The organism is Glutamicibacter sp. St.4D3, assembly GCF_059728615.1.
Map to the genome: position 1 here is coordinate 3,332,733 of NZ_AP039380.1, position 11,733 is coordinate 3,344,465.

Annotated in this window: 10 protein-coding genes; 1 reads left to right on the forward strand and 9 read right to left on the reverse strand. The window is 55.2% G+C overall.

Annotation, left to right across the window (positions count from 1 at the left end; translation table 11 throughout):
* Positions 1–10: 10 nt before the first annotated feature.
* Positions 11–334: a thioredoxin gene (trxA, locus tag AC6I21_RS15320; RefSeq protein WP_138176459.1), complete on the forward strand. Its 324-nt coding sequence runs from the start codon at positions 11–13 to the stop codon at positions 332–334.
* A 658-nt stretch (positions 335–992) separates the two neighbouring features.
* On the opposite strand, the gene AC6I21_RS15325 is transcribed toward trxA, so the two are convergent.
* From AC6I21_RS15325 to rpmH, 9 genes are all read right to left on the reverse strand, one after another.
* Positions 993–2,300: an ISL3 family transposase gene (locus AC6I21_RS15325; protein WP_497762827.1), complete on the reverse strand. Its 1,308-nt coding sequence runs from the start codon at positions 2,298–2,300 to the stop codon at positions 993–995.
* A 3,417-nt stretch (positions 2,301–5,717) separates the two neighbouring features.
* Positions 5,718–6,917 carry a ParB/RepB/Spo0J family partition protein gene (locus tag AC6I21_RS15330; RefSeq protein WP_446754465.1) on the reverse strand — a complete coding sequence of 400 codons (1,200 nt, stop codon included), beginning with the start codon at positions 6,915–6,917 and terminating at the stop codon, positions 5,718–5,720.
* Positions 6,918–7,122: 205 nt separating this feature from the next.
* Positions 7,123–8,052: a ParA family protein gene (locus AC6I21_RS15335; RefSeq protein ID WP_138176455.1), complete on the reverse strand. Its 930-nt coding sequence runs from the start codon at positions 8,050–8,052 to the stop codon at positions 7,123–7,125.
* 159 nt (positions 8,053–8,211) lie between these two features.
* Complete coding sequence (gene rsmG / locus AC6I21_RS15340) at positions 8,212–8,853, reverse strand: 16S rRNA (guanine(527)-N(7))-methyltransferase RsmG (RefSeq protein ID WP_171021202.1); 642 nt, start codon at positions 8,851–8,853, stop codon at positions 8,212–8,214.
* Positions 8,854–8,906: 53 nt separating this feature from the next.
* Positions 8,907–9,431, reverse strand: coding sequence for a Jag family protein (locus tag AC6I21_RS15345; protein WP_343832211.1), 525 nt, complete (start codon positions 9,429–9,431; stop codon positions 8,907–8,909).
* A gap of 2 nt (positions 9,432–9,433) precedes the next feature.
* On the reverse strand, positions 9,434–10,390 hold the full coding sequence (yidC, locus tag AC6I21_RS15350; RefSeq protein WP_138176451.1) for a membrane protein insertase YidC: 957 nt from the start codon (positions 10,388–10,390) through the stop codon (positions 9,434–9,436).
* The gene (gene yidD, locus AC6I21_RS15355; RefSeq protein ID WP_138176520.1) at positions 10,390–10,770 is read right to left on the reverse strand and encodes a membrane protein insertion efficiency factor YidD; all 381 of its coding nucleotides are present in this window, start codon (positions 10,768–10,770) and stop codon (positions 10,390–10,392) included. The genes yidC and yidD overlap by 1 nt, the downstream gene beginning before the upstream one ends.
* The gene (gene rnpA / locus AC6I21_RS15360; protein WP_446754464.1) at positions 10,770–11,120 is read right to left on the reverse strand and encodes a ribonuclease P protein component; all 351 of its coding nucleotides are present in this window, start codon (positions 11,118–11,120) and stop codon (positions 10,770–10,772) included. The genes yidD and rnpA overlap by 1 nt, the downstream gene beginning before the upstream one ends.
* A 64-nt stretch (positions 11,121–11,184) precedes the next feature.
* Complete coding sequence (gene rpmH, locus AC6I21_RS15365) at positions 11,185–11,322, reverse strand: 50S ribosomal protein L34 (RefSeq protein WP_138176447.1); 138 nt, start codon at positions 11,320–11,322, stop codon at positions 11,185–11,187.
* Positions 11,323–11,733 lie beyond the last annotated feature (411 nt).

Below are 11,733 nucleotides of genomic sequence, written 5' to 3' on the forward strand. Positions count from 1 at the left end.
GTTGTCTCTCATGAGCAACGCAAAGGATGTCACCGAAGCAAGCTTCCAGGCGGACGTGCTGGAAGCAAGTAAGCCGGTAATCGTTGATTTCTGGGCAGAATGGTGTGGCCCCTGCCGACAGCTGAGCCCCATTCTTGATCAGATTGCCGTCGAGCACGCCGACAAGGTAGACGTCGTCAAGATCAACGTCGACGAAAACCAGGGCATCGCAGCAAAGTACGGAATCACCAGTATTCCTGCTGTCTACGTTTTCAAGGACGGTGAACACGTCGCTACGTCGATTGGCGCCAAGCCGAAGCCTGTTCTCGAGAAGGAATTCGCTGCCTACCTCTAGGTAGTGAAGAACGAAGTATCGACCACTAAGGGTGGCGGATCAGTGATCCGCCACCCTTAGTGGTCTTTTTCTACCGGAGAATAACCCCTGTCGTCGGACGATTAGCGGATCAAAGGCTCTGGAATAATCGACGTTTGAAATCAAATATCTTGTGTTGTTTTTTCTGTTACCAGTCCTCGACTGATAATCCCGAAGGATCATGCCCGAGATGCACGCCGCATTCGGCTGATGGCACTGTGAAGAATGATTGCTGTCTTTCCTTCGCTTTCTGCGCGCCGCGTGCTTCTTCGCAAATCTAGCAATGACGTCTCCCGCCACCGTTCAATACGAGTGACGTCCACGAGCCATGATGGAAATAGCTATCAGAGCTGGTCCATCACTTGACGGCTACTGGGTACTCCTACTCAATGACCACTATGCTGTCGCCAGAATTTTGCGTTTCGTGCAATTTTGCTGTTCTACCGCACACGGTGCGATTTCAAAGAGTCTGCGTAGTGGGGTCAAGAGGGATGATCCCGCGATCATCAAGCTTCCGGAAAGCAGCCTTCTAAACGTAGCCCCGGGCTAGAGCGCTTCCCGTTCCCCCCATCATCCTCAACGCAATCGCGGCCGGAGTTCTTGGATACTCGTACTGTAATTGACGGCATTAAGCGGCTCTTCACAATCCAGGGTGTAAAACGGGTCTGAACCCGCCGGATTCCAAAAGTGAACGAGCAATATAATTCGCTAGGCTCCGGAACCCCAGAGCACTACCGCGCAGGTGTTCCAACCTGCCGTTGATCGCTTCGGTGGGCCCGTTCGAGGTGCCTGCCCGGTCAAAGTAAGCCAGGATATCCCCGGCCCGGCGTTTCAGGGTGCGGCCCAGGGACGCCAGTTCGGGCAGCCCGGTAGGAATTTTTGCTTTGATCAGCTCTATGACCTGCTCCATCGACCACTTGCCGATACTCTTCTCCTTTTGCCGGTACGCGTCCACGATGCGCTGATAGATGTTCCAGGTGAATTGCACTGGCTCATGCTGCTGATCATCAAATAAGGCATCAAGCCGTTCAATCTGCTTCTCAGTAAGCAAACCATCCCCGGTCAATAGCGTGCGACGCGCCGCATAGAGCGGATCACCCTTGCGGCCGCGGTGACCACGGGTGTCTTGCTGCACCCGTTGACGGCACTTATCCAACGCTTCGGCAGCAAGGCGCACCACATGGAAGGGATCCATCACTTCTACCGCGTCCGGGAGTTCCTCGGCAGCTGCGGTTTTGAAGCCACTGAACCCGTCCATGGCCACCACTTCAATCCCGTCCCGCCATTCTTGGGGCCGGTTCGCGAGCCAGGACTTGAACACGGCCTTGGAGCGGCCTTGCACCATATCCAACAGCCGGGCCGGGCCAGCACCTTCGGTGACCGGAGTCAGGTCAATAATCACGGTGACGTACTTGCCTCCAGCACGGGTGTGGCGCCATACGTGCTCATCCACCCCAATGACTTTCACCCCGTTGAACCGTTCAGGCTTGTTGATCAGCACCCGTTGCCCCTGACCCAACACCGCGTCATTAGCGGTATTCCAGGACACGCCCAACCCCTCAGCAACCCGGGCCATGGACAAGTGCTGACACACGATCCCGGCCAGCGCCCAACCCAACCCGCCACGAGAAATCTTCGCCCGGGGCTCGGCAGCCTGGCTAGTGTCCTGACGCCACACAGTACCGCAGTCAGCACACCGGTACCGGCGCACCCGGATCACCAGCGTGGTCGGCCGCCAGCCGACTGGCTCATGCGCCAGCCGGCGCACCACGGTGCCACGAGACGTTCCCGGCTGCCCGCAGTTACGGCACCACGGATCCGCCTCGGTGACCTTGCACAGGATCTCGGCACGTTCAGGCAACAACCGCTGACCGCAGGCTGTCAGGCCCAGCTCGTCCAGGCGGCAGAACGTGGTCAGATCCGGGGCGGTAAAGGTAGTATGGGACAACGTCGAGGTCTTTCAAGAAGGTTGTGTAGGAACTTCCATTCTTGTGAAGACCTCGACTTTTTACTGCCCTGCGACACGCCCAGAAATCAGATCAACGGCAATGCTGCCCTACACCCTCGATTGCGAAGAGCCCATTAAGCCGCGAGGTGCGTTCAACCGTTGTTGTGGCCAGCTGGAACACGGGTACACCTATCCACAAGCTATAGTCGCAGCGGGCTCAATGCTCCGTTCGTTTGCTAACGGACATGTGGTACCGGCCATCTGGAGCTAATAGAACCGCGGGGAAACACGTAATGCGTAATGCGCAGGATCATCAGGTAGGACAATGGTGGTTCCGGTGACAAAAAAGGCGCGGGGCCAAAGACTGGAAAGTCGATTCCAGTGACACGGGCTCGCCTTACTGCGGCTACACTCTTTCGAGCCTTTTGGTTGCTCTATCTCAAGAGAAGACACTCAAAGTCGCAGCCACTTCTGCGATTGCGTGCAATGTTGTGAGAGCATCCTGCACGCGTATTCGAAAAGTTCGACTATTGAGGATTTACATTCTCTGAACCTTGCCACGCGCCGGTCCTCCGTGGAGTTCCACCGGTCCTGAAAACCCAGGTATGTCACAAAAATAGCGTGTTTTCGATAGCGGACCCAACGTCGATAATGTTTCCTCTGTTCCAAATGGAGGAGCAAAATCACCGACCGGGAAAGTTGCCGGTCTTCATGACCCAGCTGCCCCCGAAGAGAAGGTCTATCCCTGAATTTCGAATACCTTCGATACCGATCTGCGACTAGTCTCATCCCGGTTTTTCAATGCTTCTACCCACAAGCATCCCGCAGTAGTGCCGCGAATTGGGTAATGACTACTTCAACGCCCACCGATCCCTACTCCCCTACTTTAGGAAATGCCTACACTTTCTGTGTTGCTAGTGCTTCGTCCGCAACACGCACAGCTGCCCGAACGCTTTACTCGATGAGCCCGGCAAAGCGAACGACACGAGAAAGCTAGAGTCACCTCTGGCGTTGGTGTCTCTCGAAGGGAATTGCCTAAGGTGTATTCAGGCCTCCAGCTCTGAGACAGCTCAAAGCTCATAGCGGTTAGGCGATATTAGCTATGCCGCCAGAAAGGATCGCCAACCGTTTCACGTGAAACTTTGCGATTTACTGTTTGTACAAAGTTTGAACTTAGAGCTGTAGTATCAAAACCTCGCGTGCCCTCTTCGCTGCACCCCTCTATTTTCCACACGAACGGTTTCGCTAGGTACAGGTCAGGTTTGCGAGCCCAAAACTCCACGCTGAATCGAACTTCCGGCGTTGGAGTCAGTGGCCTTAGACGCCCTGTTAGGGGGCTTAGAGTGCCCCTACATCAGTAACCATGATCCCGGTTCCCGCCGGTCTTCAAGAGGAGACAACGGCGTCGCGAAACTCATTGTCGTTGGACGTACTCCGGTGCGTCACTATCCACTACAAGCCCCTTGCGAGGTCATTGCGTGGCTGGCAGCCAGAGGACGCAGCAAATGCTTCTAGTGCAACCACAACCTAGGATCCGGCCCCTCCCCTTCGAATAATTAGAAACATAACCCCTCGCGACTTGCCGAGTTGTCAATGAGCCCTTCCGTAGGTGCTGCTTGGCCTGCTCCGAAGATTATGCTCAGCATTGGGCTGCAATACTCTAGGTCAGCGGCCACAGGAACCTCGCTGAGGGCCGTACAGCTCTCCTCAGGGGGTTGGGTGTGCCGAGTAGATCTGAAGCCTCAGAAACGAACAGAGGCCCTCGAGGATCCGACGGCTGAAGCTCCTCCATCGTATCTACACTTCGTTTACGGAGAACGCTGCACGTGGAACAATGGTCGGGGATGCATCTTATGCGCCTGGAAAGACGGCCGGTCGGTGGATCCGGAAGATGCCCGGGCCGGTCGACAGCGGAACCACAATATCTAGGGCGTTTGCTGCCGAGGCAAGCATCCTTGCAGAAGTAGCCCGAATAGCTGCAGGATCGCCGCAGGACGCAGATTGGACTGCATGAATATAGGCCGCAGGTTCTATCTCGGCTCCACATATTCTCCTTTCTACCGCAAGTTGGGAGTTCCATTCTCCGTTTCACGTGAAACCGTCGAAAACTACAATCTTCCGCTGAAGCGCGGAGCCGGCCACTCCTCGGTTGAGTAGGCGACCTTCATCAGCGAACAAATCGAATTTCGGCTACGAGCCCTATTGGGAAACTGAAGTCCATAAGGAGCAAACTTCGCACCGTTGCCTACGCTATTCGTGGTGGGCAGTCACTGTACGATCTTCCGGATCCCAGAGGAATCGAGAGTAGCGCGAACGGTACACGTGTAGGGGTTTCAGAGCATGGAGAGAGGTGGCCTGCCATCGATATCAGCGTCGTTATCAAAGGTTCATTCCCTCGCGCGTACAGGCCTCGTCGGCACTGGCCGCGTAGTCAGCAAGAAGTGCTACGCTCGCGCGTTCAAGTGACTAGTGGGTATGCCCCACGAATCCATACGTTCTTGCTACCGATAGCGCCGGATCGTACTCGTGGAACAGCCAGACAAATATGCAGCGGCACAGCGGGTTGTCCGAGATTGGAATCTGGCTAGGCTGAGTTCTCCTGCGTTATAGTGCACCGGTTGATGGAAATTCCCCATGCTTGTAGATAAACCCCTGAGAAGTACGCTTCGCACTCGGGCAACGGAAGATGTACTAGCGATGTTTGGACTTATTGCGCTGATGTCTCAATTCCTGGTGCCCAACTACGCGCCGGACTGCTATGGATACCCATCACTAGGCGAAAAACGTACTAACGTCAGTTCCCTGGCTTATCTACTCCTGCATTACCGGGAACCCGCCAAACGCCAGCGGTTCCAAGAGCCGAAGAACGCGAAATCGGTAGGAGTCTATAATCGTGAAGTTGAGAGGATGAAGATGCGTTATCCACAACGCACCTCCATGACTTGACACTGTTCACCGTGATTGGGGTAGGTACAACCGGCCTTGGATGTCGGGTAGCAATGGACGAAGTTTCACGTGAAACAGAAATCAACGCACCATTAAACCAATTCGTGAGTACGGTAGATGTTCCGGAGCGACCTACTTCTCTCCAGCCAGCAGTAGAGCGGCGATCAGCGCTATTCTTGGAAATTCTTCACCCTCATTCTGTCATGCTGCTACCTCTCAGTTTGAGAACTTGGGGATCAACACGTTTACGCTCCTCGTTTCGTGGAGCGAGATGCTCGCTATCTTTAGGATCTCAAGGACAGGAACACCCCGCGTTCATCTCCGGCGCATTAGAAGCTTATGGCGAATACAACGTCGGCCCGCATTTGTCGGGTAAGCCGGAAAGTCGTCCGGCCTATACAGTCTTGCTCCCCTGCAGACGAGAAAGGACGGGTGGTTTCACGTGAAACCACCCGTCCTTTGCTTGTCCTATTAGTCCTTGATCTCCGGTGCAAGTACTGTCATGATGCGATTCAAGTCTTCCACGGAGGCGAATTCGATGCTGACCTTTCCCTTTCGGGCGCCTAAGGCAATCTTCACGTTAGTATCAAGGCGGTCCGCCAGTGATGAAGCTATGAAATCAAGTCTTTCATTCCTAGCGGTTTCACGGGGCTTGGAAGGCCTCTTGGAGGTCGGCTTGTCATCGCTAAGCGCCACGGCTTCTTCAGTGGCGCGTACGGAAAGACCTTCACTAATCACCCGTTGTGCCAGCTGCTCAATCGCCTCACTATTGGACAGTCCCAGAAGGGCACGAGCATGCCCCGCTGACAGTACTCCAGCTGCTACACGACGCTGGACGAGTGGAGGCAACTTCATAAGGCGGATCGTATTCGAGATTTGTGAGCGAGAACGACCGATGCGTGACGAAAGAACCTCTTGAGTGCAATCGAATTCCTGGAGAAGCTGTTGGTAGGCAGCTGCTTCTTCCAAGGGATTCAGCTCAGACCGGTGGAGATTCTCAAGCAGAGCATCCCGAAGTAAGTCCGTATCCTGGGTATCTCGAATGATCGCCGGGATCTTGTTCAGTCCCGCCGCTTGGGTAGCGCGCCAACGGCGTTCACCCATGACAAGCTCGTAGGGTTCACGTCCATCTTCGCGTGAAGGCCTAATGACAATTGGCTGAAGGAGCCCAATCTCGCGAATGGAATGTATCAGCTCATCCATCTGCTCTTCGTCAAAATTAGATCGCGGTTGCTTGCGGTTCGGATGGATATCCTTAACGTCAACTTCCGCAAACCGTGCGCCTGGAACTTCTACCAGTTGCTCTGAATCCACCTCAATAGTAGGCTCGCTGAGCTGAGGCTCTGGCTTGGACGGCTTCGACGGCTTTGACGCATCCTCCGAAGACGATCTCGGCTTCACGCTGGAGGATAGATCCGGCATCGTTGCACGACCACGTTTGATCGGCTTTTTGGTACCTGGTACTCCGGCGTCGCCCGTATTGGTCTTTCGCCCGGGCTCAAAGAACATATCTACGGGACGTCCGGATTTAGACTTAGCGTTGTCGGCAGCAATAGTTTCGTGCGTGGTTGTTTCACGTGAAACAGAGTCGTTCTCCTCAGCCGCAACGGCCGGGGAACTGGAGATCAACGCACCAAGACCCCGTCCCAATCCCCGTTTTTTCTCAGCCATTGATGGCCCGCCCTTTCATCAAGACACTCAACCCATACCTAGTCTAATGCTGAATGTGCATCAAAACGCTTAGAAACTTCCTGCAACGTACCTCTGCCGGTGAGCCTGCGGTCATGCCTTAGAACCTGCAGGTCGCACTATGATCGGTACTCCAGAGCCAACTGACAGAGGTTGTTCTTATGATTCGCGTCAGAGTTGGAACCCATTATTTAGGTTCGCCCCGTTCCGCAATTTCCACCGCTGCTTCCAGATACGAGAGAGCGCCTGTGGAATTTGGATCGTAAGTAATGACGGTCTGCTGGTAGCTTGGAGCCTCCGAGATTCGCACGCTTCTTGGAATAACAGCCTTCAGGACTTGCTCAGGGAAGTGCTCCCGGACCTCGGTGGCCACTTGGGCGGCGAGGTTGGTTCGTCCGTCGTACATGGTCAGCAGGATTGTCGACACCGAAAGCTTCGAATTGAGATGCGTCTGAATCATCTCGATGTTCTTCAATAGCTGGCTTAGACCTTCCAAAGCGTAGTACTCACACTGGATCGGGATTAGGACCTCTCGAGCGGCTACAAAGGCATTGACTGTCAGCAGACCCAAACTTGGCGGACAGTCGATAAACACATAGTCCAGTCGAGGAAGGCCCTCACGTTGACGCCATCGTGCGTAGGCGTCCAAAGCCTTCTGTAGCCGCTGCTCTCTGGCGACAACCGAGACAAGTTCTATTTCTGCGCCGGCCAAGTGAATCGTTGCAGGAGCAACTTGAAGCGACGGCAGATCCGGGCAGGTCGCCACGACTTCATTCAACGGAAGATCGTTGATCAGAACGTCGTAAATGCTGTCGACTTCGGAATGATGCTCGATCCCTAGAGCCGTCGATGCGTTGCCCTGTGGATCAATATCGATCACCAGCACGTTAAGCCCGCTCTTGGCCAGGGCAGCGGCGAGATTGACGGTAGTGGTCGTCTTGCCTACGCCGCCCTTCTGATTGGAAATCGTGAAGTATCGAGTCTTCTCGGGCATAGGTACCACCTTCTCCGATAGCGCTTCGCGTCGACGATGTTCGCTGGCCAATTGACTCGCAAGTGGGGAAGACGCATCGTTGATGTCGAAGACGTTACTCGACGAATTCTTTCCCTTGGTCAAGGGCGGCACTCCTTACCGTGAATCAGCGCAGTTGTTGCCACTCCGCCGCACGTGTTTCACGTGAAACAAATTAAACAAATTAAGAACGTTGTTTTAGCTCGATGGTTTCGATGATACGAGCAAAACCCTCGCCTACACATCTAGGTTAGCCCGTATGGGCTAGCCAACCTTGATTCGAACCACCGTAGTCGGGTCCTCCAGTAGGCGCTCACCGACGGTGAGGACCTCCGTGTGAGTTCCACCCAGCTTGCGAATGACCTTCGCGGCCTTTGCGACCTCTTCGGCAGCAGACCGTCCCTTAATGGCTAGCAGCTCCCCCTTGCCGTGCAGCAGAGGAATAGTTAGTCCTGCCAAGTTACTCAGAGCGGATACAGCCCGCGCAGTAACATAGTCCGCATCTACGGCATCCAACATCTGTTCCGCGCGCCCGCGCATCACTACTACGTTCTCAAGGCCCAGATCGTCAATAACCTCAGTCAGCCAGATGCAACGACGCTCTAAGGGTTCAATAAGGGTTAGTTGGAGATCTGAACGTGCAATAGCCAGACAAAGGCCGGGAAGGCCGGCACCGCTGCCTACGTCAGCCACCTGCGCGTCAGAGAGCATCAGGGACTCAATAACGGCACAATTCAACACGTGTCGAGACCAAAGACGTGGCACCTCACGCGGACCTAAAAGGCCCCGCTCGATGCCTGAAGTGGCCAGGTGTTCCACGTAGCGCCGAGCCAGTTCCAGTCGGTCGCCGAAGATCGCTTCCGCGGCTGCATTCTCTTCCGCCGTCATGCTGAGGTCTTGGGTCATTTCGGTATTCTCCCTGAGACAAAAGAGCCCACCCGAAGGTGGGCTCTCATTTACTAGAGTGTGGTGACAACGATGTGTCGACGCGAGGCTTCACCTTCGGACTCTGAATGTAGCCCAGCATCCGCGATGATGTCGTGCACGAGTTTACGCTCATACGCGCTCATCGGTTCCAGATGGAACGGCTCACCCGATTCCTGTACCCGCTCGATCGCTTCCTCGGCGATCTGACGCAGTTTCTCAGTACGCGCCGCGCGGTGGCCGGCAATATCCAATACCAGCCGAGAACGCTCCCCTGTGACGTTCAGGACCGCAAGCCGGGTTAGCTCTTGTAACGCGTCGAGCACCTCGCCGTCCTTGCCGATCAGCCCGGCCAGATCAGAACTCTGTTCGTCAGCGACCACGGAAATGTAGGTACGGCCGCCACGAACTTCAATGTCAATATCGCCGTCAAGGTCTGCAATGTCCAGCAGTTCCTCGAGGTAATCGGCTGCGACATCGCCTTCATCGGCAACATCTACAACATGCTCTTCTACGGCTTCTTCGCCCTGTGACACTTCAGGATTCTCGGTTGCAGTCATGCCTACTTCTTCTTCCTACGATTCTTGCGCTGGGGCTGCACGCGCTGGCCCTTGGGCTCCACCACGGGCTCTGCCTCTTCGGTCTTCTTCTGCCCCACTGGAGGCAGCCCCTTGGCAGCGCGACGGGCGTTCAGCTCACGTTCTGCTTCCGAACCCGGGGTGGGGTTGTTGCGGATGACCCAGAATTGCTGGCCCAGGGTCCAAAGGTTGGAGGCGGTCCAGTAGATCAGTACACCGATGGGGAAGTTGATGCCACCAATGCCGAAGACCAGCGGAAGAATGTACAGCATCATCTTCTGCTGCTGCATGAATGGGCCCTCGAGGGCTTCCTTCGTCATGTTCTTAGTCATCAGCTGACGCTGGGTAATGAACTGGGAAGCGGTCATGGCCAGGATCATGATGATCGCGACCACGATAACAGCGGGGTTCACCGCACCGGAATTGATGGTCCCGAGGAACGTTTCCGACAACGGAGCACCGAAGATGGTGGACTGGTCGAAGCTGCGGATGTGGTCGGCGTTTAGCGCGCCCACCGAACGTCCTTCGCTGCTGGCCCGTGAAGCGGTATTGAGCACGCGGAACAGGGCGAAGAAGAACGGCATCTGCACCAGTAGCGGCAGACAAGATGAAAGTGGGTTGGTCTTGTGCTTCTTGAACAGCGCCTGCTGTTCCTGAACCATAGCCTGACGCGACATCTGGTCCGTCTTGCCCTTGTACTTCGCCTGAAGCTTGCGTAGGTCCGGCTGCAGGGCTTGCATGGCGCGTTGCGCCTTGATCTGCTTGACGAAAACAGGAATTAGCGCGCTACGAATCAACAGCACCAGGAACATGATCGACAGTGTCCAGGTGACACCGGAGTCCGGATTCATGCCTATGCGCGTAAAGAGCTCGTGGAAAGCCCACAGAATCCACGAGACCACGTATGTGAACGGAGTCAGTATCGTGTCTAAGAAGTTCATTACCGGTCAGGCTCCTTGTGTCCGCGCGGTGCGGCATCATCTTCATCGTCGGGAATCACCGGGTGATTCAAAACTATGATCTTCGGCAGTTTACCGTCGGGCCAAATTCTTCGGCTCTCAGGTACATGGTCGACTCCGCCATGGCTAAAAGGATTGCATCGCAATATGCGCCAGGCCGTTAGCCCTGTCCCTTTGACTGCCCCATGTTTGGTCACGGCTTCCAAGCCGTAGGCAGAGCAGCTGGGGAAATATCGGCACACATCCCCATATAGCGGAGAAATCAGCTTTCGATAGGCGATCAGCAACCCGATCAAGATATTTCGAGGAATATCGATGATGAACCAAACAGGACCGGTGCGGGCCTTGCTTTCCTTGCGCATCATCGGTCCACGAGTTTGTGCTCGATCGCGGACCAACCGCTCGCTACCTGCTGGCGCAATTCATCCCACGACAGCTCCGCGGCGCCTGGAAGGGCCCGTACGACGATGTCAAGGTTTCCCTCGTCGCTACGCAGCTCACGGGCTATCGCTCGTAAACGGCGTTTAGCCAAGTTCCTCTTCACGGCGACGCCAACAGCCTTTGAAACGATAAATCCTATGCGATCCCCACTTACTGGGTCCGCTTGGCGGCGTGCATATAGCACGACGTTCCGGCGCCCGCTTCGGACACCGGAACGTACTGTGGCTGTAAGGTCCTGCGATAGTCGCAGTCGCTGATTCTTTGGCAACATGGCTAGCTACACGGAACGTATGATTTTCCGTGCCCGCCTTGTGTCCAAAAGCTGTGCCGCAAATTTATGCGGACAGCGAGCTGCGGCCCTTGGAACGGCGTGCCGACAGGATGGCACGACCCGCGCGGGTACGCATACGAAGACGGAAACCGTGCTTCTTGGCACGACGACGGTTGTTGGGCTGGTAAGTCCGCTTGCTCACGGTATTTCTCCAAGACGATCTAGGGATGCGACTTGCCCGTTACTACCGGTTAGCAAACAACAGGCTGACGCTCGTACTTATTGCATGCGAGGTTCAGTGGGCTCTTCTAATGATCTGAGCAGGGCACAAAACACACGCATAGGACTGAATAACGATAGAAAAATCTGCACGGCACGTCAAATTGCCGCGATTCCGCCTTCTGGGGGTCCGCCCCGAGCTGAAGGCCTGTGAATAATCTATCCCATATCTGTGGATTACGGGCCCGGAGAGAAAGAAATTTCACACATTTTCCGATCCGTGCACGTCATCCAGACGTTGGAAACGCCTTGACATCCCGCGAAAAGCAGGTTTCCACACCTCTGAGGACAAGTTTTTCCCCAGATCTGTGCATAACGTTGTGGATGGGGGCTA

Coding starts and splice junctions, on each gene's coding strand:
- trxA (WP_138176459.1), top strand. CDS start 11: ATGAGCAACGCAAAGGATGTCACCGAAGCAAGCTTCCAGGCGGACGTG.
- AC6I21_RS15330 (WP_446754465.1), bottom strand. CDS start 6,917: ATGGCTGAGAAAAAACGGGGATTGGGACGGGGTCTTGGTGCGTTGATC.
- rsmG (WP_171021202.1), bottom strand. CDS start 8,853: ATGACCCAAGACCTCAGCATGACGGCGGAAGAGAATGCAGCCGCGGAA.
- AC6I21_RS15345 (WP_343832211.1), bottom strand. CDS start 9,431: ATGACTGCAACCGAGAATCCTGAAGTGTCACAGGGCGAAGAAGCCGTA.
- yidC (WP_138176451.1), bottom strand. CDS start 10,390: ATGAACTTCTTAGACACGATACTGACTCCGTTCACATACGTGGTCTCG.
- yidD (WP_138176520.1), bottom strand. CDS start 10,770: ATGCGCAAGGAAAGCAAGGCCCGCACCGGTCCTGTTTGGTTCATCATC.
- rnpA (WP_446754464.1), bottom strand. CDS start 11,120: ATGTTGCCAAAGAATCAGCGACTGCGACTATCGCAGGACCTTACAGCC.